The 19,558-nt window shown below is 61.8% G+C and carries 20 protein-coding genes; 15 read left to right on the top strand and 5 right to left on the bottom strand.

Going from position 1 to position 19,558, the window contains the following annotated elements:
* Positions 1–46: 46 nt before the first annotated feature.
* Positions 47–1,042, bottom strand: a complete 996-nt coding sequence (locus P3T16_RS13865) for a bifunctional riboflavin kinase/FAD synthetase (RefSeq protein ID WP_429342725.1) — start codon at positions 1,040–1,042, stop codon at positions 47–49.
* A 126-nt stretch (positions 1,043–1,168) separates the two neighbouring features.
* Between P3T16_RS13865 and purN the strand changes: the two genes are divergently transcribed.
* The 6 genes from purN to nadC all read left to right on the top strand — a co-directional run bounded on the left by purN (position 1,169) and on the right by nadC (position 8,129).
* Positions 1,169–1,822: a phosphoribosylglycinamide formyltransferase gene (gene purN / locus P3T16_RS13860; protein ID WP_429342724.1), complete on the top strand. Its 654-nt coding sequence runs from the start codon at positions 1,169–1,171 to the stop codon at positions 1,820–1,822.
* Positions 1,819–3,129: an RsmB/NOP family class I SAM-dependent RNA methyltransferase gene (locus P3T16_RS13855; RefSeq protein WP_429342723.1), complete on the top strand. Its 1,311-nt coding sequence runs from the start codon at positions 1,819–1,821 to the stop codon at positions 3,127–3,129. Before purN ends, P3T16_RS13855 begins: the two co-directional genes overlap by 4 nt.
* 62 nt (positions 3,130–3,191) lie before the next feature.
* On the top strand, positions 3,192–4,547 hold the full coding sequence (locus tag P3T16_RS13850; protein ID WP_429342722.1) for a mechanosensitive ion channel family protein: 1,356 nt from the start codon (positions 3,192–3,194) through the stop codon (positions 4,545–4,547).
* A 218-nt stretch (positions 4,548–4,765) separates the two neighbouring features.
* Positions 4,766–5,962 (top strand): DesA family fatty acid desaturase, encoded by a 1,197-nt coding sequence (locus P3T16_RS13845; RefSeq protein WP_429342721.1) that lies wholly within the window; start codon positions 4,766–4,768, stop codon positions 5,960–5,962.
* 131 nt (positions 5,963–6,093) lie between these two features.
* Entirely contained in the window at positions 6,094–7,230 is a 1,137-nt protein-coding gene (gene nadA, locus P3T16_RS13840; RefSeq protein WP_429342720.1) for a quinolinate synthase NadA, read from the top strand.
* Positions 7,230–8,129: a carboxylating nicotinate-nucleotide diphosphorylase gene (gene nadC / locus P3T16_RS13835; protein ID WP_429342719.1), complete on the top strand. Its 900-nt coding sequence runs from the start codon at positions 7,230–7,232 to the stop codon at positions 8,127–8,129. Before nadA ends, nadC begins: the two co-directional genes overlap by 1 nt.
* A gap of 58 nt (positions 8,130–8,187) precedes the next feature.
* Here nadC and nadB read toward each other — a convergent pair whose 3' ends face one another.
* The 4 genes from nadB to radC all read right to left on the bottom strand — a co-directional run bounded on the left by nadB (position 8,188) and on the right by radC (position 11,390).
* Positions 8,188–9,786, bottom strand: coding sequence for an L-aspartate oxidase (gene nadB / locus P3T16_RS13830; RefSeq protein ID WP_429342718.1), 1,599 nt, complete (start codon positions 9,784–9,786; stop codon positions 8,188–8,190).
* A gap of 230 nt (positions 9,787–10,016) precedes the next feature.
* Entirely contained in the window at positions 10,017–10,184 is a 168-nt protein-coding gene (gene rpmG / locus P3T16_RS13825) for a 50S ribosomal protein L33 (protein ID WP_121281636.1), read from the bottom strand.
* A gap of 10 nt (positions 10,185–10,194) precedes the next feature.
* Positions 10,195–10,428, bottom strand: a complete 234-nt coding sequence (rpmB, locus tag P3T16_RS13820; RefSeq protein WP_007586227.1) for a 50S ribosomal protein L28 — start codon at positions 10,426–10,428, stop codon at positions 10,195–10,197.
* 239 nt (positions 10,429–10,667) lie between these two features.
* A complete protein-coding gene (gene radC / locus P3T16_RS13815; RefSeq protein WP_429342853.1) occupies positions 10,668–11,390 on the bottom strand; it encodes a RadC family protein in 723 nt (240 codons plus the stop codon).
* A 201-nt stretch (positions 11,391–11,591) separates the two neighbouring features.
* On the opposite strand from radC, the gene P3T16_RS13810 reads away from it, so the two are divergent.
* From P3T16_RS13810 to P3T16_RS13770, 9 genes are all read left to right on the top strand, one after another.
* Positions 11,592–12,047 carry an FKBP-type peptidyl-prolyl cis-trans isomerase gene (locus P3T16_RS13810; protein WP_429342717.1) on the top strand — a complete coding sequence of 152 codons (456 nt, stop codon included), beginning with the start codon at positions 11,592–11,594 and terminating at the stop codon, positions 12,045–12,047.
* 2 nt (positions 12,048–12,049) lie between these two features.
* Positions 12,050–13,009 carry a 4-hydroxy-3-methylbut-2-enyl diphosphate reductase gene (ispH, locus tag P3T16_RS13805; RefSeq protein ID WP_429254585.1) on the top strand — a complete coding sequence of 320 codons (960 nt, stop codon included), beginning with the start codon at positions 12,050–12,052 and terminating at the stop codon, positions 13,007–13,009.
* A 546-nt stretch (positions 13,010–13,555) separates the two neighbouring features.
* Complete coding sequence (locus tag P3T16_RS13800; RefSeq protein ID WP_429342716.1) at positions 13,556–14,755, top strand: branched-chain amino acid ABC transporter substrate-binding protein; 1,200 nt, start codon at positions 13,556–13,558, stop codon at positions 14,753–14,755.
* A 228-nt stretch (positions 14,756–14,983) separates the two neighbouring features.
* The gene (locus tag P3T16_RS13795) at positions 14,984–15,934 is read left to right on the top strand and encodes a branched-chain amino acid ABC transporter permease (RefSeq protein WP_429254583.1); all 951 of its coding nucleotides are present in this window, start codon (positions 14,984–14,986) and stop codon (positions 15,932–15,934) included.
* Between the two features lie 13 nt (positions 15,935–15,947).
* A complete protein-coding gene (locus P3T16_RS13790; RefSeq protein WP_429342715.1) occupies positions 15,948–17,117 on the top strand; it encodes an ABC transporter permease subunit in 1,170 nt (389 codons plus the stop codon).
* A 108-nt stretch (positions 17,118–17,225) separates the two neighbouring features.
* A complete protein-coding gene (locus P3T16_RS13785; protein ID WP_429254581.1) occupies positions 17,226–18,002 on the top strand; it encodes an ABC transporter ATP-binding protein in 777 nt (258 codons plus the stop codon).
* Positions 18,002–18,718 carry an ABC transporter ATP-binding protein gene (locus tag P3T16_RS13780; RefSeq protein WP_429254580.1) on the top strand — a complete coding sequence of 239 codons (717 nt, stop codon included), beginning with the start codon at positions 18,002–18,004 and terminating at the stop codon, positions 18,716–18,718. The genes P3T16_RS13785 and P3T16_RS13780 overlap by 1 nt, the downstream gene beginning before the upstream one ends.
* 104 nt (positions 18,719–18,822) lie before the next feature.
* Positions 18,823–19,356, top strand: coding sequence for a helix-turn-helix domain-containing protein (locus P3T16_RS13775; RefSeq protein WP_429342714.1), 534 nt, complete (start codon positions 18,823–18,825; stop codon positions 19,354–19,356).
* Positions 19,356–19,558: IS3 family transposase (locus tag P3T16_RS13770; RefSeq protein WP_429342713.1), on the top strand; the 203-nt coding region annotated here is incomplete at its 3' end. The genes P3T16_RS13775 and P3T16_RS13770, both read left to right, overlap by 1 nt.

The raw sequence follows: 19,558 nt of genomic DNA, 5'->3' as shown, positions 1-19,558 counted from the left end.
GCGGCGAGGGTACGTGCTGCGCCTGCAGCCGCACGTACCGCGGCGGTTATCTAATTCGGTCGGTGGCCGAGGTGGCGAAGCCGGTCGACCGGCTGCCCGGCGCACATGCGCCAACGGCGGCAAACCACGCACGCGCATTGGCGACGTCGCGCGAGATCGCAACGGTCAGCGTTTCGAGGTCGACGTATTTCTCCTCGTCGCGCAGCTTCTTCAGGAATTCGACGCGCACGGGTTTGCCATACGCGTCGCCGTGCCAGTCGAGCAGGTGGACTTCGAGCAGCACGCGGCCGGAATCGTCGACGGTCGGACGCAGGCCAAGGCTTGCGACGCCCGGCAGCGGCTCCGCTTCGACGCCATGCACACGTACGATGAAGATGCCCGCCAGCGCCGGCCGCTTGTGGGCAATCGGCAGGTTCAGCGTGGGAAAGCCGAGATCGCGGCCGAGCTTCATACCGTGCACGACGTGTCCGCTGATCAGGTAATCGCGGCCGAGCGCCGCGCGTGCCGAATCGAGATCGCCCGACACCAGCGCCGTGCGCACGCCGGAACTGGAAATGCGCGCACCCGACGGATCGGCCACCGTCGCCATCTGTTCCACTTCGAAACCGTGCTGCTCGCCCGCCGCCTTCAGCGAATTGAAATCGCCGGCGCGCTTCGCGCCGTAGCGGAAGTCATCGCCGATCATCACCCAGCGCGCGTGCAGACCGTTGACGATGATCCGCTCGACGAACGTGTCCGGCGACTGGCTCGCAAACGTGTGGTTGAAATGCTCGACGACAACGCGGTCGACGCCGTTCATGCGCAGCGCTTCGAGCTTGTCACGCAGCATCGCGATACGGGGCGGCGCGCCGGCCGGATTGAAGAATTCGCGTGGGTGCGGCTCGAAGGTCATCACGCAGACGGGCAGGCCGCGTGCATCGGCGGCCGCGCGGACGTGCGCGAGCAAAGCCTGATGGCCGCGGTGGACACCGTCGAAGTTGCCGATGGTCAGTGCGCAGGGCGCACGGCTTTCGGCATTGGGAAGACCGCGGAAGACTCTCACGATAGCGGGTGTGGCGAGTTTGAGTAGAGTGGGCCAGATGCCGCAAAACAAACGATTATAAACGCTCGGGAGCCGGCACGGCGGCGCGGGCCGGTTTGCGGGCCCCTCGAATGTTAAAATCCGCGGATGAAAAAACTCGTCATCCTGATTTCCGGACGGGGAAGCAACATGGAAGCCATTGTCCGCGCGTGTTCGCGCGAGCGCTGGCCGGCTGAGGTCGCCGCCGTGATTGCCAACCGTCCAGACGCCGCGGGTCTTGCTTTCGCGGCGTCGCAAGGCATTGCCACGGTGGTCGTCGACCACCGCCAGTTTCCTGACCGCGAGGCGTTCGACGCCGCGCTTGCACTCGAAATCGACCGCTTTTCGCCCGATCTGCTGGCGCTCGCCGGCTTCATGCGTGTGCTGACACCCGGTTTCGTCGACCGTTACGCAGGCCGGATGCTGAACGTGCATCCTTCGCTGCTGCCGAGCTTCCCGGGCCTGAAAACCCATCAGCAGGCGCTCGACGCCGGCGTCCGTCTGCACGGCGCGTCGGTGCATTTTGTCACGTCGCAGCTTGATCATGGGCCGATCGTCATTCAGTCGGCGGTGCCCGTGCTGGCCGGCGACGACGCCGCGGCGCTGGCCGCGCGCGTGCTTGCCACCGAACATGTCATTTATCCGCGTGCCGCACGCTGGTTTGTCGAAGGGCGTCTTGCCCTCGATGGCCTGCGCGTCACGCTTACGCCGCCGGAGCCCCAATGGCTCTTCGCCGGTCAAACCGCCGGGGAGGGCGTATGAGGCTACATGGTTTTCTGATTGGACAGACTGAAACGCTGCTCGCGGACGTGCTGAAGTTCGCGGGCCCCGCGGACGCCGCTACGAGCCGCTTTTTCCGCGCGCATCCGAAGCTCGGACACGGCGAGCGCGGCGTGATCGCCGAAGCCGTCTTCGCGGTACTACGTCGCCGGATGGAATTCGCGCATCTGGCCGAAAGCGGCACGGGCAGCCCGGCGCGGCGTCTTGCGCTGCTCGGGTTGATGCAGACGGCGGGGCGTTCGGCGCTGAAGCCGTTCGTCTCCGAAGCCGAATCGACGTGGCTCGAACACGTCGCGAAGATCGACCCGGAAAGCCTGCCGCTGCGGATTCGCCTGAATCTGCCTGACTGGATCTATCAGGCGCTCTCGACGCGCTTCGAACCCGCGGAACTGGCGCAACTGGCCGCGGCACTGAATTACCCGGCACCGCTGGATCTGCGCGCGAACCCCATCAAGGCGAGCCGTGACGAACTGCTCGAAGCGCTCGGCAAGGCCGGTATCGAAGCCGGCGCGACGCCGTTCGCGCCGTTCGGCGTGCGCGTGGTCGGCAAGCCGCCGCTCACGAAGCTCGACGCGTTCCAGAATGGCTGGGTCGAAGTGCAGGACGAAGGCAGCCAGTTGCTGTGTTCGCTCGTCGCGCCGAAGCGCGGCGAGATGATCGTCGACTTCTGCGCGGGCGCCGGCGGCAAGACGCTCGCGCTCGGCGCCGCGATGCGCTCGACGGGCCGTCTCTACGCGTTCGATATCTCCGAGCGACGTCTCGCCAAGCTGAAGCCGCGCCTCGCGCGAAGCGGCCTGTCGAATGTGAACCCGGTACTGATCGACAGCGAACACGACGCGAAGATCAAGCGTCTCGCGGGCAAGATCGACCGCGTGCTGGTCGATGCGCCTTGCAGCGGCCTCGGCACGTTGCGTCGCAATCCGGATCTGAAGTGGCGCCAGTCGCCGGATTCGGTCGCCGAACTCGCGCCGAAGCAGGCGTCGATTCTGGCGAGCGCGGCGCGTCTCGTGAAGAAGGGCGGCCGGCTCGTCTACGCGACGTGCAGCATTCTCGAAGCCGAGAATGAAGCGATCGTGAAGCAGTTCCTCGACGCCCATCCGGATTTCGTGCTGATTCCGGCCGGCGAAGTGCTGGCTGAACAACGCGTCGACATGCCGATGGGCGACTACCTGTCGCTGTGGCCGCATCTTCACGCGACCGACGGCTTCTTCGCCGCTGTGCTGGAACGCAGGGCGCCCGCTGCTGCCGCGGTGGCTGACGCCGCTCCCGCGACCGACGCGACCGAGTGACCCCGATGGCCTCCGCCGCCGCATGACGCGCGCGGCAGGGCGCCGGACGGGCAATGATATCCATGGAAGAACGTCTTTTTTCTCACATGTTCGGCGACATCGTGCGCGACTTCGGTCAGCCGGTGATCCTGTGGCAGGCGGCAATCCTGGTGGGCACGCTCGCCGCCGCGTGGCTCGTCGCGCGGCTGTTGCGCCGCACGCTCGACCTGCGACGCCAGACGCGCTACCAGAAGCTGCGTTTCGGCGCGGAGAGCCTTAACAAGGCGTTCTTTCCGCTGGTTGGCGGCGTGTTTGTGTGGATCGCGAGCACGATCACCGCGCATTTCATGCACACGGCGCTGCTCGACCTCGCGCTGGTACCGCTCTTCGGCATTGCCCTGATCTACATCGTGTTCTACTTCGCGCGACGCGTCTTCAGCAGCGACGGCGAGGCGCACGGTCTGCTGTTTCTCGTCGAGAAGGTGGTGTCGGTCGTCGTGTGGATCGGCATGGTGCTGACCGTGATGGGCATTCAGGACGCCGTGCTCGCGTGGATGGGCAGCGTGAAATTCCGCGTTGCGAATGCGCATATGACGCTGCTGTCGCTGTCGACGGGGCTGCTGTGGGTCTGCGTGACGATGATTGTCGCCATGTGGCTCGGCTCGGCATTCGAAGACCGCCTGACGCGTTCGACCACGCTCGATGCGAACCTGAAGGTCGTGCTGGTGCGCGTCGGACGCGCGCTGCTGATGCTGGCGGCGGTGCTGGTCAGTCTCTCGCTCGTCGGCATCGACGTGACCGTGCTGGGCGTATTTGGCGGCGCGCTCGGCGTCGGGCTGGGGTTTGGCCTGCAGAAGATCGCGAGCAACTACGTGTCGGGCTTCATCATCCTGATCGACCGGTCGCTTCGCATCGGCGACACGATCAACGTCACCGGACTGCAGGGCATGGTCACGCAGATCCGCACGCGTTATACGGTGGTGCGCGGACTGGACGGCATCGAAACGCTGATTCCAAACGAAAAGCTCATCACGGATGTCGTACAGAACCAGTCGTCGTATCTGACGCGCGGTCACGCGAAGGCGGCGGTGCAGATTGCCTACACGTCCGATATCGACAAGGCGATGGCGCTGCTGGTCGAAGCCGCGAAGGACGTGCCGCGCGTGCTGCAGGAGCCCGCGCCGACGCCTTATCTGGTCGGCTTCGGCACAGACGGCGTCAATCTCGAACTGGGCTTCTGGATCGAAAATGCGGCGCAGGGAACCGCGGGCGTACGCTCGGCGATCAACCTGAACATCTGGCGGCTCTTTGCGGCGAACGGCATTTCCATCCCATTCGCGCAACGCGAAGTGCGGATCGTCGGCGGCGCCAGCGACATGCTGTCGCATGCAGTAAATCTGACCGGTGAAACGATACATAAAGGCGACAACGGCGCCTGATAGGGCTGGGCGGCGTTGCCGCCCTCCATCTGTCCTCCGATTTACCTGGAACCTGGGCTTTCAAACTGCATATTCTTTGCGGTGCTACAAAAAAATCCTCATTTGTTACAAACACTTGGAACGGTTCTAGTAAAATGCCGTCGAATCCTGATGCATGCTTTCACTTTCTTGACATGGGCCCTTTCGGTCGATGTCGCACGTCACACAGGTAAATTGACTTGTTGAACTCCCTGCTCGACTTTCTTGCCCACGGACTGCTTCGTCTTTCGTGGTGGCAACTCGTGCTTTACACGCTGGCGGTGACGCACGTCACCATCATTGGCGTGACTGTCTATCTTCACCGCTGCCAGGCGCACCGTGCGCTTGACCTGCATCCCGTCGTCAGTCACTTTTTCCGTTTCTGGCTGTGGATGACCACAGGCATGCTGACGGCACAGTGGGCCTCGATTCACCGCAAGCATCACGCGAAGTGCGAGACCGAAGAAGATCCGCACAGCCCGCAGACGCGCGGTATCTGGAAGGTGCTGCTCGAAGGCGCGGAACTGTATCGCGCCGAAGCGAAGAACGAAGAAACGCTGCGCAAGTTCAGCCACGGCACGCCGAATGACTGGATTGAACGCAACGTGTACACGAAGTACCCGATTCTCGGCATCAGCCTGATGATGGTGTTGAATGTCGCGCTGTTCGGCATCGTCGGCCTGACCATCTGGGCTGTGCAGATGATCTGGATTCCGTTCTGGGCCGCAGGCGTTGTCAACGGTCTCGCGCACTGGTGGGGTTACCGCAACTTCAACTCCGCGGACGCAAGCACGAACATCTTTCCGTGGGGCATCCTGATCGGCGGCGAAGAGCTGCATAACAACCATCACACATACGCGACGTCTGCGAAGCTGTCGAACAAGTGGTACGAGTTCGACATTGGCTGGATGTACATCCGCATCATGTCGGCATTCAAGCTGGCAAAGGTGAAGAAAATTGCCCCGACGCCGCGTCTCACGTCGGGCAAGCTGGTACTCGACCAGGACACGCTGCAGGCCGTGCTCGCGAACCGTTACGAAGTGATGGCCCGCTACGGCAAGGCGCTCAAGCGCGCGTATCGCCAGGAAATGGCGCACCTGAAGGAAGTGGGTGCGCGTGAAAAGTATCAATTGATGCGCGGCGCACGCAAGTGGGTCCACAAGGAAGAAGACGGGCTGGACGAACCGCAGAAGCGTCAGCTTCCGCAGATCTTCGCGAACAGCCAGAAACTGCGCACGTATATCGAGCTGCGTAGCGAACTCGCGGCGATGTGGGAACGGTCGAATGCTTCACGCGAACAGTTGCTGGTGCAGTTGCAGGACTGGTGCCATCGTGCCGAACAAAGCGGCATCAAGGCGCTCCAGGAATTTGCGCTGCGACTTCGTCGTTATGCCTGATCCCGGCTGATCCCGAAATACTTTAAAATTTCGGAACGTCACAGAACCCCGCGTTGGCGGGGTTTTGCTTTTTGGGCCGCCGAAAACGTACGCCATGTACGTGGCGCCAGATCAGCAGGGCAGAGGAGATCATGAATCAGGTAATCAGGAGCGTCGAATACGACCGGCCGCAGACGCAGGGTTTGACGTGCGGCGTCGGTCAGGCATGGGCGAAAGTACCCGACGTGCCCTCGGCGGAAGAGAAAGTTGTGCTGAAAGCGCGCATCCGTGCGCTGCTCGCGCGCGAAAAGGCGGTGCTCGTCGCCCACTACTACGTGGACGCCGAACTGCAGGAACTGGCCGACGAGACAGGCGGTTGCGTCGCCGATTCGCTGGAGATGGCGCGCTTCGGCCGTGATCACGAAGCGCAGACGCTGGTCGTTGCCGGCGTGCGTTTTATGGGCGAGACGGCGAAGATTCTGAGTCCGGATAAGCGCATTCTGATGCCGGATCTCGATGCGACCTGTTCGCTTGATCTCGGCTGTCCCGTCGACGAGTTTTCCGCATTCTGCGATGCGCATCCGGATCGCACCGTGGTCGTCTATGCGAATACCAGTGCGGCCGTGAAGGCGCGCGCGGACTGGATGGTGACGTCGTCGATCGGGCTCGAAATCGTCGCCGATCTGCACGCACGCGGCGAAAAGATCATCTGGGCACCGGATCGCCACCTCGGCGGCTATATCCAGAAGAAGACCGGCGCCGACATGCTGCTGTGGCAGGGTTCCTGTCTCGTTCACGACGAATTCAAAGGTATCGAACTCGATTTGCTGCGCGCCGAGTATCCCGGCGCGAAGGTGCTGGTGCATCCGGAGTCGCCAGAGGGTGTGGTCGCGCAGGCAGATGTCGTCGGCTCGACCACGCAGCTGATCGACGCCGCGAAACGTCTCGATGCAACGCACTTTATTGTTGCGACTGATCTGGGCATCCTTCACAAGATGCGGCTCGCGGCACCCGGCAAAACGTTCATCGAAGCGCCGACGGCCGGCAATAGCGCGACCTGCAAAAGCTGCGCGCATTGCCCATGGATGGCGATGAACGGTCTTGTCAATCTCGCCGATGTGCTGGAGCGCGGGCACAACGAGATTGCCGTAGATCGCGCGATTGGCGAGCGTGCGCGTCTGCCGATCGACCGGATGCTTGCATTCGCCGCGCAGCATAAGAAGCGCGTGCAGGCGAGTGGCGATCTCGCGCGCGATACATCGTTGTTTTCGAATGTAGGGGCGGCATGATGGGCGCGTCTGAATTTGCCTGGTCGGAGGCGATTTCTCCGCTCTTCGCGGAAATCCGCGCCCAGTACGGCGACGCTTTTGATGCGGCGATTGTTCGCAATGTCACCGATGCACTTGCCGAAGACGTCGGCGACGGTGATCTGACCGGCCTGCTCGTGCCCGCCGATGATCTGCGCGATGCGCGGATCATCGTGCGCGAAGATGCTGTGTTGTGCGGTGTGTCGTGGTTCATCGAGGTCATGCATCGGGTCGACCCGCGTATCGGCGTGAAATGGCGTTATCGCGAAGGCGATCGCATGACAGCCGACACGACGGTGTGCGAAATGCGCGGGCCGGCGCGCGCACTTCTGACGGCCGAGCGCAATGCGATGAACTTCCTGCAACTGCTGTCGGGCGTTGCCACTGTGACGCGGCGCTACGTGGACGCGATCGCTCATACGCACACGCGCATTCTTGATACGCGCAAGACGCTACCGGGTCTGCGGCTCGCGCAGAAGTATGCGGTGCGGGTTGGCGGCGGCGCGAACCAGCGGATCGCGTTGTACGATGGCATTCTGATCAAGGAAAACCATATCGCCGCAGCCGGCGGTGTCGGTTTGGCGATGAACGCGGCGCTTGCATTGAACGCGGGCGTGCCGATCCAGATCGAGGTCGAGACGCTCGCGCAACTAGAGACGGCGCTTGCGCATCGCGCCCAGTCGATCCTGCTCGATAACTTCACGTTCGACGCAATGCGAGATGCCGTTCGTATCACTGCGGGCCGCGCAGTGCTTGAAGTCTCAGGCGGCGTGAATTTCGACACGGTACGAACCATTGCGGAAACCGGTGTCGATCGCGTGTCGATCGGTGCGCTCACGAAGGACGTCCGGGCGACCGACTACTCGATGCGATTGCTCTGATTCGACCAATTCGCGTTGGCCGTAAAAAAACCCGCATCGCTGCGGGTTTTTTTGCGCCTCAAATCGTGCGATTCGGTACGCGTTCCGGTGAGAGCACCGTGGGAAGTGCTTTTGGCAGCGCCGCCGGCCAGTCGCGGCTGAAGTGCAGGCCGCGGCTTTCGCGACGCGAACGCGCGCTATCGACGATCAGCGAGGCCACGTCGACCAGATTGCGCAGTTCAAGCAGATCGCGACTCACCTTGAAGTTCGCGTAGTACTCGTGGATCTCGTCGCGCAGCAGCGCCAGCCGATGCTTTGCGCGCGCAAGCCGCTTGTCGGTGCGCACGATGCCGACGTAATTCCACATCAGTCGCCGCAGTTCGTCCCAGTTATGTGCGACGACGACTTCTTCGTCGGGATCCGAGACCCGACTTTCGTCCCAATCGGGCAGTGGCGCGTGGACGGCCGCACCGAACCCTTCCTCCTCGATCGCCGCCGCCGCAGATCTGCCGATAACCAGACATTCCAGCAGTGAGTTGCTGGCCAGCCGGTTCGCGCCGTGCAGGCCGGTACACGAGGTCTCGCCGACCGCGTACAGACCGGCCAGATCGGTGCGCCCGGCAAGATCGGTCACGATGCCGCCGCACGTATAGTGGGCCGCCGGTACGACCGGGATGGGCTCTTTCGTGATGTCGATGCCGAATTCGAGGCAGCGCGCAAGGATGGTCGGAAAGTGTTCCTGCAGGAACGCAGCTGGCTGATGGCTGATGTCCAGGTAGACGCAGTCAATGCCGCGCTTCTTGATTTCGAAGTCGATCGCACGCGCGACGATGTCACGCGGTGCCAGTTCAGCGCGCTCGTCGTGATTCGGCATGAAGCGGGTGCCGTCGGGCAGCTTCAAAATACCACCTTCGCCGCGCACGGCTTCGGAAATCAGAAACGACTTCGCGTACGGATGGAACAGACAGGTCGGATGAAACTGGATGAATTCCATATTCGACACGCGACACCCTGCGCGCCATGCCATCGCTGTGCCGTCTCCCGTCGCCGTGTCGGGGTTGGTGGTGTACAGATAGACTTTGCCCGCTCCGCCCGTCGCGAGGACGGTGTGGGGTGCCTCGATGGTCACGGTGCGGCCACTCGCGATATCGAGCGCGTACAGGCCGTGACAGCGCCGGCCTGGCAGGCCGAGCCGGTCTGAGGTAATCAGGTCGATCGCGCAGTGGTCTTCGAGCAGCGTGATATTCGGATGGTGGCGCACGCGCTCGCTGAGCGTCGTGACCACGGCGTGGCCGGTGGCGTCTGCGGCATGAATGATGCGGCGATGGCTGTGGCCGCCTTCACGCGTCAGGTGGAATCCCAGTTCTGCCGCGTCGTCTTTGGTGAATGGCACGCCCTGCGCGATCAGCCACTCGATGGCCGTGCGCCCGTGCTCGACGATGTGGCGGGTAGCGGCTTCGTCGCAGAGGCCACCTCCGGCGATCAACGTGTCGCTGACGTGATTCTCGACGCTATCCGCGGAATCGAGCACTGCGGCAATGCCGCCTTGCGCCCAGTCGCTGGCGCCTTCGGTCATTGAGCGTTTGGCGATGACGGCGACGCGCCGCGTCTCGGCGAGATTCAGCGCGACGCTCAGACCAGCCAGCCCGCTGCCGACAATCGCTACATCGAAATTCATGTCCTGCCTCTCCGTGTCTCTTTCTCTCTTGTTTGCGACGTGAACGCGCCAAATGGCATGTCGGTAAGCATTAGAGGATACCGCGTCGCGCAACTGGAGGGAAAGCTGGCCGAACGGCTAACGAAGAACGACCGTATCGGAAGGGGAGTGCGGGCGCGGAAAAACAAAAAGCCCCGCACAGGTGCGAGGCTTTTTGTCGTCAAACCGTCGTCGAACAACGGAAAGCAAGATTACTTGATCTTGGTTTCCTTGTACTCAACGTGCTTGCGGACGACGGGATCGAACTTCATGATCGCCATCTTTTCCGGCATATTGCGCTTGTTCTTCGTGGTGGTGTAGAAGTGACCCGTACCAGCGGTCGATTCCAGCTTGATCTTGTCGCGTGCGCCTTTTGCCATGATCTACTCCTTAGGCTTCGCCGCGTGCGCGCAGATCTGCGAGCACGGTGTCGATACCGTTCTTGTCAATCAGGCGCAGACCGGCGTTCGAGACGCGCAGACGCACCCAACGGTTTTCGCTTTCGACCCAGAAACGGCGGTTCTGCAGATTCGGGAGAAAACGACGCTTGGTCTTGTTGTTCGCGTGGGAAACGTTGTTGCCGCTCATCGGCGCTTTCCCAGTTACTTGGCATACGCGTGCCATGAGAGCACTCCTAATACGCTAATTCTGAGTTCGAACGCCGTGAAAGTATCCAGGAAAGAAGAGCGATGCTTGAGATCGTTCGGCGCTTCCCGGAAGGCCTTGGTGGCTTCGGAACAGGGTTGGAAACAGGCAAACCGTGATTCTAGCAGGAAAAAACCCGATAAATCAAACCTTATTTGCGGCTGCCAACAGGCTGTGACGCCTGTCCGCGACGCCCTTGCAGGGTCGCAAAAAGGCGTTCAGGCCCATCCGGCGCGGGCAAAGGAGAACGTTTCGTGCACGCCAATCACAAGATGATCGATCAGTTGCACATCCACCAGAGCCAGCGTCTCACGGAGGACACGCGTGAGGCGACGGTCGCTGGCACTGGGCTTGACGGCGCCGGAGGGGTGATTATGCGCCACGATCAGGCTCGCCGCATTCAATGTGAGCGCCCGACGCACGATTTCGCGTGGATAGACCGCGATGCGAGTGAGCGAGCCGCGCGAACTTTCTTCCGAGCGGATCAGTCTGTGTCGCGCGTCCATGAAAAGGCAGACGAACACTTCATACGGCCGTGCGCCGATCAGTAGCCGCAGGTAATCTTCGACTGCGCCAGGCGAATCGATCAGCGGCCGCTCGCGCATTTTTTCGGCCAGCCCGCGGCGCGCCATTTCGACGATGGCGAGTAGCTGTGCGGTCTTGGCCGGCCCGATGCCGCGCAGGCCGTCAAAATCGGCTGGCGTGCCGTCGAGCATCGCGCGCAATGAGCCGAAACGGGCCAGCAGCGCCCGCGCCAGCTCGAAGACGTTCTGTCCAGGCAGCCCTGAGCCAAGCACGAGCACGATCAATTCCGTATCCGACAATGCGCCCGGGCCCGCTTCCAGGAGGCGCTCACGCGGCATGTCGCGCGAAGGCCAGTCGCTGCAGCGGCTCGGCGCGGCCGGCCCGGGCGGGGCTTCGATGGTGAGGTCGCTGGACATCGTGAGGTCATCGGTGTCATGCATGATGTCGTCCTTCGGGAGAGGCCGCCTGTGCGGCCGTTGCTGGCGGCATGCGGGGAAGCGCACGACCGCCACTGGATATGTGGCTTACAATAGTGCCTTTGCGCACGGCACTTCCGTTGCCACCGCGCGCATCGCGCCCCTGGCGCACGCGCAGCGCGTCGACCGAACGAGTACTGCATGAGCATCATCGACATTTCCGAAGTGAAACCGGGTTCGCACGTCACGCTTCACTACCGGCTCTCACTCGCCGATGGCGCCGAGATCATCAATACCTTCACCGAGAAGCCCGCCACGCTGCTGCTGGGCGCGGGCCAGCTGGCGCCGCCACTGGAAGATATTCTGCTGGGATTGAGGGTCGGCCACCATTCGGCCTTTCAGCTAGCACCGGGGCAGGCCTTCGGCCCGCGCAATCCGGAGTTGATCCAGCGCGTGTCGCTCGCCACCCTGCGCGAAAACAGCATGATTGGTGAGGATTTTTCTCCCGGCGATCTCGTCGAATTCAATGCGCCTGGCGGCGGACGCTATGCGGGCGTGCTGAAGGAAGTGGGCGAAACGTCCGCCCTGTTCGATTTCAATCACCCGCTCGCTGGCCAGGCGCTGGCGTTCGAAGTGAAAATCATCGGAATCCTGTAAACATGAGCATCACGGATACGACTCTGGCCGAAGCCGAAATCCTGCTGGCGCAGCCGCGCGGGTTTTGCGCAGGCGTCGATCGCGCGATCGAAATCGTCGAGCGCGCCATCAAGCTGCATGGCTCGCCGATCTATGTGCGCCACGAAATTGTCCACAACGCCTATGTTGTCGAGGACCTTCGCAAGAAGGGCGCGATCTTTATCGAGCAGCTCGAGGAAGTACCGGCTGGCAATACGGTGATCTTCAGCGCGCACGGCGTGTCGAAGGCGGTGCGCACGGAAGCCGAGTCGCGCGGGCTGCGCGTGTATGACGCGACCTGTCCGCTCGTGACCAAGGTGCACATCGAGGTCGCGAAGATGCGCGCCGATGGGTTCGATATCGTAATGATCGGCCACAAGGGTCACCCTGAAGTCGAAGGCACAATGGGGCAGGCTGGCGAAGGCATGCATCTCGTCGAAGACATCGACGACGTGCAGGCGCTTGCGCTGCCAGACCCGGAGCGTATTGCGTTTGTCACGCAGACCACCCTTTCAGTCGATGACGCGGCCGAAATCATCGCCGCGCTGAAGGCGAAGTATCCGGCGATCCGCGAGCCGAAGAAGCAGGATATCTGTTACGCGACGCAGAACCGTCAGGATGCGGTGAAGTTCATGGCGCCGCAATGCGACGTCGTGATCGTGGTGGGCAGCCCGAACAGTTCGAACTCGAACCGGTTGCGCGAAGTGGCCGAAAAGCGCGGCATTCCTTCCTATATGGTGGATTCGCCGACGCAGATCGATCCGGCCTGGATCGAAGGCAAGCGCCGGATTGGCGTGACCGCTGGCGCGTCGGCGCCGGAGGCGCTCGCGCAGGCCGTGATCGCGCGTCTACACGAACTGGGTGTGCGCAACGTGCGCGCACTTGAAGGCATCGAAGAAAACATCGCGTTTCCGCTGCCGCGCGGGCTGGGGCTGCCGGCCTGACCCCGGTTTCGTCTGGCTGCACAACAAAACGCGTCCACCAGGGCGCGTTTTTTTTATCTTCCGCCGACAGGCGACGGCTTTCGAAAAATAGTGCCACACCACGTCAAAAGCATCGATCGAAGACCTCGGCACGCAAATTTCCGCATATTTTTTGATAAATTTTTTCGCCGCCAATTACGATTGAGCCCCAATTTCGTATCAAACGAATCGATCAAGTACGATTAATTGCACCAACATAGTGCGGCGGAATCGGCCTTACAGATAAATCGCAAATCCAATAGAAGCGCGCTGGCATCAGGCGTCAAAAAAGATTGCTGCAACACTTGATGCCCGGGGCGGCGATGCTGGTGCAACTGATGCACGGATAAATGTCGCAACCGGGTTGCGCCAATTCACCACTATTGATCCCAAAATACGGTTGCAATGCAGGAAAACCCTGCCGGTTCAACAATATTGCCTATCGCATAATTGGAGTTACAATGCGCGCGTTCTCAGGGCCTCCGGGCCCCAGACATTGGATTTTGCAAGGCGCAGGAGACCTATTTAATGCGAGTCAAGTTTGCTCACGTTGTGACCGTCGCAGCCGCGGTTGCGCTGCTGGCCGCGTGCAGCAAGAAGAGTGATGGCGAGGCGGGCACGGCTGCTTCGGCTGCGCCGGCAGCGGCTGCGCCCGCCAGCGATGCGACTATCGTCAAGATCGGTCATGCCGCGCCGTTGACGGGCGGCATTGCGCACCTCGGCAAGGATAACGAGAACGGTGCGCGCCTCGCGGTCGAAGAGATCAATACTCAGGGTCTGACCATCGATGGCCGCCGGATTCACCTTGAACTCGACGCGCAGGACGACGCTGCGGACCCGAAAGTGGGCACGGAAGTTGCGGAAAAACTCGTCGGCGATCATGTCGTCGCGGTGGTCGGGCACCTGAATTCAGGCGTTTCGATTCCGGCGTCGAAGATCTATAGCGATGCAGGCATCGTGCAGATCTCGCCGTCGACGACGAATCCGGGTTACACGCAGCAAGGTTTCAAGACGACGTATCGCGTGGTCGGGACCGACGCGCAGCAGGGCCCGGCGCTTGCCAACTACGCGACGAAGACGCTCGGCGCGAAACGCATCGCGATCGTGGACGATGCGACCGTCTACGGCAAGGGACTGGCCGATGAGTTTGCGAAGACAGTCGTGGCAAGCGGCGCGAAGATTGTTGCGCGCGAAGCCACGTCTGAGCGGACCGTGGACTTTGGAACCATCCTCAGGAAGATCAAGAGTGTTCAGCCGGACGTGATCATGTACGGCGGCATGGATGCAACGGGCGGGCCGTTCACGAAGCAGGCGGCGGCGCTCGGAATCAGGGCAAAAATCCTTGGCGGCGACGGTGTGTGTACCGACAAGGTAGGGGAGCTGGCGGGAACCGCCGTGCAGAACCTGGTCTGTTCGGAAGCGGGACTGGCGCTTTCGAAGATGGACAAGGGAGCGGACTTCGCGAAGAAGTACGACGACCGCTTCCACACGCCGGTGCAGATTTACGCACCGTTCACGTATGACGCTGTGTACGTGATCGTCGATGCAATGAAGCGCGCCAATTCGATCGACGCGCCCAAGGTGCTGGCTGCGATGCCCTCTACCGATTACAACGGTGTAATCGGCCACATCGCATTCGACGACAAGGGTGATTTGAAAGAGGGCGCCATTACGCTTTACGACTTCAAGGACGGCAAGAAAGCGGTTCTCGACGTCGTGAAGATGTGATGACGGGATAGTCATAGCCTGACGGCACCGAACCACCTAACGGTGCCGTTTTTGCATCCGCATCGGACGAGCCGGCTGCTGCAACACAGTCGCCACGCGAATCCGGAGCGGATAACCCTTACCGGTCTTTTATCAGTACCCGCAGTGCCGTTGCGATTCCGTGATGCATCCTCGCCCACCGGCCGGATGACGAGCGCGAATCCAGTCGCACGGGCTAAGGAGCATTAAATGGATATCTTCATCCAGCAGATCCTCAACGGACTGGTGCTTGGCAGTGTCTACGCCATCATCGCACTGGGCTACACGATGGTTTACGGCATTCTGGGCATCATCAACTTCGCGCACGGCGATGTGTTGATGGTGGGCGCGATGGTTGCGCTCTCAGCCATCGGCGTGCTGCAGAACCACTTCCCTGGCCTCGGCAACGCGGCCACGCTCTGCATCGCGTTGATCATCGCCGCCGTCGTGTGCGCGGTGGTGGGCTACACGATCGAGCGGGTCGCCTACCGTCCGTTGCGCAAGGCGCCGCGTCTTGCACCGCTGATCACCGCCATCGGCGTGTCGATCCTCTTGCAGACGCTCGCGATGATGATCTGGTCGCGTAACCCGCTGCCGTTCCCGCAGTTGCTGCCCACCGATCCGATCAACGTGATCAAGGCCACCGATACGACGCCTGGCGCCGTGATCTCGGTGACTGAAATCGTGATCATCGTGGTGGCGTTCCTCGTGATGGGCGGCCTGCTGCTGCTCGTGCACAAGACAAAGCTCGGCCGTGCAATGCGCTCGATCGCCGAGAACCCGAACGTCGCGAGCCTGATGGGCGTGAACCCGAACTTCGTGATCTCGGCGACGTTCATGATCGGCTCGGCGCTTGCCGCGCTGGCTGGCGTGATGATCGCGTCCGAATACGGCAACGCGCACTTCTACATGGGCTTCATCCCCGGCCTGAAGGCCTTTACCGCGGCGGTGCTGGGCGGGATCGGCAACCTTGGCGGCGCGATGGTCGGTGGCGTGCTTCTCGGGCTGATCGAACAGCTCGGTGCGGGCTACATCGGCAACCTGACCGGTGGTGTATTCGGCAGTAACTACCAGGACGTGTTCGCATTCATCGTGCTGATCATCGTGCTGGTGTTCCGTCCGTCGGGCCTGCTGGGCGAACGTGTCGCGGATCGAGCATAAGGAGTAGAAGAACATGACCTCAATTCAACCGATCGAGCCGTCGACGACGCTCATCCCCGAGAAGAACCTGACGAAGACGCTGACCGTCGGCATCATCACCGCGATCTTCGTGATCGCGGCCCCGATGATCATCGGCGCGGCAGGCGGCAACTACTGGGTTCGCGTGCTCGACTTCGCGATGCTGTATGTGATGCTCGCGCTGGGTCTTAACGTGGTGGTCGGCTTCGCCGGCCTGCTCGATTTGGGCTACATCGCGTTCTACGCGATCGGCGCCTACTCGGCAGCGCTGCTGAGCTCGCCGCACCTGACCTCGCAGTTCGAATGGATCGCGCATCTGTTCCCGGCCGGCCTGCATACGCCGATCTGGATCATCGTGCCGTTCGCGATGGGGCTCGCGGCGATCTTCGGGATCCTGCTCGGTGCACCGACGCTGCGTCTGCGAGGCGACTATCTCGCGATCGTGACGCTGGGTTTCGGGGAAATCGTCCGGATCTTCATGAACAACCTCGACCGTCCGGTGAACATCACCAACGGCCCGAAGGGGATCACGGGGATCGATCCCATCCACGTCGCGGGCTTCAACCTCGCGCAGACGCACACGTTCCTCGGGTTCTCGTTCCCGTCCGTGTACATGTATTACTACCTGTTCGTGCTGTGTTCGCTGGTCGTGATCTGGACGTGTACGCGTCTGCAGCACTCGCGTATCGGTCGCGCATGGGCCGCGATCCGCGAAGACGAAATCGCCGCGAAGGCGATGGGCATCAACACCCGTAACGTGAAGCTGCTTGCGTTTGCGATGGGCGCGTCGTTTGGCGGCCTGTCGGGCGCGATGTTCGGCACGTTCCAGGGCTTTGTGTCGCCGGAATCGTTCACGTTCTGGGAATCGGTCGTGGTGCTGGCGTGCGTGGTGCTGGGCGGTATGGGCCATATCCCGGGCGTGATTCTCGGCGCGGTGCTGCTCGCTGTGTTCCCGGAATTCCTGCGCTCGACGATGGGTCCGCTGCAGAACGCGATCTTCGGTCACGAAATCGTCGACACGGAAGTGATCCGTCAGCTGCTGTACGGCCTCGCGATGGTGCTCATCATGCTGTACCGCTCGGAAGGCCTGTGGCCGTCGCCGAAGCATGAGGACAAGATTGCGAAAATCGCGAAGCGCGCAGGCAAGAAGCCGGTGCGTGCCTGAGGCCATGGGACCCGAGTAAGCGCTAAAGCGCCAACTCGGGTCGACAGCTATGCATGGGACCCGAGTAAGCGCTAAAGCGCTAACTCGGGTCGACACAGGAGAAATCATATGAGCGATAAAAAAATCCGTTTGTCCGTCAAGGGCGTGAACAAGCGCTTTGGCGGCCTGCAGGCCCTCTCCGACGTCGGTCTGCAGATCGAGGAAGGGACGATCTACGGTTTGATCGGCCCGAACGGCGCCGGCAAGACGACCTTCTTCAACGTGATCACGGGGCTGTACACGCCGGATTCCGGCGACTTCAGGCTCGATGGCACGAACTACACGCCGACTGCGGTGTATCAGGTGGCGAAGGCGGGGATTGCGCGAACGTTCCAGAACATCCGTCTGTTCGGCGGCATGACCGCGCTGGAAAACGTGATGGTCGGGCGCCACGTGCGGACGAAGCACGGTCTGCTGGGCGCGGTGTTCCAGACGCCGTCCGAGCGCAAGGAAGAGCGCGAGATCAAGGAGCGTGCGCTTGAACTGCTGGAGTACGTTGGCGTGCTGCAATACGCGGACTACACGTCGCGCAACCTGTCGTACGGTCACCAGCGTCGTCTGGAAATCGCACGTGCGCTCGCGACCGATCCGAAGCTGCTCGCACTCGACGAGCCGGCTGCAGGGATGAACGCCACCGAGAAAGTGGAACTCACGAAGCTGCTCGACAAGATCCGTTCGGACGGCAAGACGATCCTGCTGATCGAACACGATGTGAAACTGGTGATGGGCCTGTGCAACCGCATGACAGTGCTCGATTACGGCAAGGTGATTGCTGAGGGTCTGCCGCATGATGTGCAGAAGGACCCGAAGGTGATCGAGGCTTATCTCGGCGCGGGGGTCCACTGATGGCTACGGCAATGTTGAAAATCAAGGGCCTTCAGGTCAATTACGGCGGCATTCAGGCGGTCAAGGGCATCGACCTCGAAGTCGCGCAGGGCGAGCTGGTCACGCTGATCGGTGCGAACGGCGCGGGCAAGACGACGACGATGAAGGCCATCACGGGTCTTAAGCCGTATTCGGCTGGCGACATCGAGTACATGGGCCAGTCGATCAAGGGGCTGCCGGCGCATGAACTGCTCAAGCGCGGTCTGGCGATGGTGCCGGAAGGCCGTGGCATCTTCGCACGCATGTCGATTGTCGAGAACATGCAGATGGGCGCGTACCTGCGCAACGATACGGATGGCATCAAGAAGGACGTCGATCGCATGTTCGGCTTCTTCCCGCGCCTGAAGGAACGTGCGACGCAGTACGCGGGCACGCTCTCGGGCGGCGAGCAGCAGATGCTGGCGATGGCGCGCGCGATCATCTCGCGCCCGAAGCTGTTGCTGCTGGACGAGCCGTCGATGGGTCTGTCGCCGATCATGGTCGAGAAGATCTTCGAAGTGGTGCGTTCGATTTCCTCCGAAGGCATGACGGTGCTGCTGGTCGAGCAGAACGCGCGTCTGGCGTTGCAGGCGGCGAATCGTGGCTATGTGATGGACTCGGGTCTCGTCACGATGACGGGTGACGCGAAGAAGATGCTCGATGATCCGAAGGTGCGGGCTGCTTATCTGGGTGAGTAAGCTCACCTGTTAATCTGCTGGTTGTGTGAAAAAGGCTGCATGCGCCACTCGCGCTGAACTGAACCCCAAGAGTTGGACATAGATCCGACCCTTGGGGTTTTTTCATGGCGAAGCACGACGCGAAGCTCAAACTCAAAGTAGTAAGGCGATACCTGGCAGGAGGTATCGGAACCGGTGCCCTGGCGCGAGAGTACGGGGTAGCACGTACTCTCGCGCAGCAATGGATTGCGGAATACGAGCTGCACGGTCCAGCGGGGCTGCGCCGCAAGGGGCATACGGAATACAGCGCGCAATTCAAGCTCGAGGCGCTGGAGCGTATGCAACGGGAGCATCTGTCGCGAACGCAACTGCGGTTAATGCTGGGCATCAAGGATCCCGGCGCAGTCGCTCGCTGGGAACGCCAGTATCATGAAGGTGGTTTCCCTGCATTGTTACCGCGCCCGAAGGGGCGTCGCCCAAAGATGACGACCTCACCGCCTGCCCACCCCACGCCGCCGGACGCCGACCCGGATAGCCGTACCCGTGAGCAATTGCTCAAGGAGAACGAGTACCTGCGCGCGGAGGTGGCCTACCTAAAAAAACTCGATGCCTTGATTCGGGCGGAGCAACGTCAGACACGACGCGCAAAGCGCAAGTAGTGCTCGAATTGAGGCAAGACCATGCATTGGCCATCCTGCTGGACGTGGCGGGATTGGCGCGCAGTACCTTTTACTACCAGCAGAAGGTGCGTCAGGCTGGAGACCGGTACGCCGCACTCAAGCAACGCATCCAGGCGATCTACGCGTCCCACCGTGGCCGGTATGGCTATCGGCGAATCACGGCGGTCATCCGGCAGGCAGG

Source organism: Paraburkholderia sp. GAS42, from assembly GCF_050436565.1.
In the GTDB taxonomy this organism is placed as follows: domain Bacteria; phylum Pseudomonadota; class Gammaproteobacteria; order Burkholderiales; family Burkholderiaceae; genus Paraburkholderia.
The sequence above is the reverse complement of the archived record's forward strand: the minus strand, read 5'-3'. Positions and strand labels throughout refer to the sequence as shown.

Excerpts from the sequence above, each read along its gene's own strand:
- purN (WP_429342724.1), top strand. The coding sequence starts at position 1,169 with ATGAAAAAACTCGTCATCCTGATTTCCGGACGGGGAAGCAACATGGAA.
- P3T16_RS13855 (WP_429342723.1), top strand. The coding sequence starts at position 1,819 with ATGAGGCTACATGGTTTTCTGATTGGACAGACTGAAACGCTGCTCGCG.
- P3T16_RS13850 (WP_429342722.1), top strand. The coding sequence starts at position 3,192 with ATGGAAGAACGTCTTTTTTCTCACATGTTCGGCGACATCGTGCGCGAC.
- nadA (WP_429342720.1), top strand. The coding sequence starts at position 6,094 with ATGAATCAGGTAATCAGGAGCGTCGAATACGACCGGCCGCAGACGCAG.
- nadC (WP_429342719.1), top strand. The coding sequence starts at position 7,230 with ATGGGCGCGTCTGAATTTGCCTGGTCGGAGGCGATTTCTCCGCTCTTC.
- nadB (WP_429342718.1), bottom strand. The coding sequence starts at position 9,786 with ATGAATTTCGATGTAGCGATTGTCGGCAGCGGGCTGGCTGGTCTGAGC.
- rpmG (WP_121281636.1), bottom strand. The coding sequence starts at position 10,184 with ATGGCAAAAGGCGCACGCGACAAGATCAAGCTGGAATCGACCGCTGGT.
- rpmB (WP_007586227.1), bottom strand. The coding sequence starts at position 10,428 with ATGGCACGCGTATGCCAAGTAACTGGGAAAGCGCCGATGAGCGGCAAC.
- radC (WP_429342853.1), bottom strand. The coding sequence starts at position 11,390 with ATGTCCAGCGACCTCACCATCGAAGCCCCGCCCGGGCCGGCCGCGCCG.
- P3T16_RS13810 (WP_429342717.1), top strand. The coding sequence starts at position 11,592 with ATGAGCATCATCGACATTTCCGAAGTGAAACCGGGTTCGCACGTCACG.
- ispH (WP_429254585.1), top strand. The coding sequence starts at position 12,050 with ATGAGCATCACGGATACGACTCTGGCCGAAGCCGAAATCCTGCTGGCG.
- P3T16_RS13800 (WP_429342716.1), top strand. The coding sequence starts at position 13,556 with ATGCGAGTCAAGTTTGCTCACGTTGTGACCGTCGCAGCCGCGGTTGCG.
- P3T16_RS13795 (WP_429254583.1), top strand. The coding sequence starts at position 14,984 with ATGGATATCTTCATCCAGCAGATCCTCAACGGACTGGTGCTTGGCAGT.
- P3T16_RS13790 (WP_429342715.1), top strand. The coding sequence starts at position 15,948 with ATGACCTCAATTCAACCGATCGAGCCGTCGACGACGCTCATCCCCGAG.
- P3T16_RS13785 (WP_429254581.1), top strand. The coding sequence starts at position 17,226 with ATGAGCGATAAAAAAATCCGTTTGTCCGTCAAGGGCGTGAACAAGCGC.
- P3T16_RS13780 (WP_429254580.1), top strand. The coding sequence starts at position 18,002 with ATGGCTACGGCAATGTTGAAAATCAAGGGCCTTCAGGTCAATTACGGC.
- P3T16_RS13775 (WP_429342714.1), top strand. The coding sequence starts at position 18,823 with ATGGCGAAGCACGACGCGAAGCTCAAACTCAAAGTAGTAAGGCGATAC.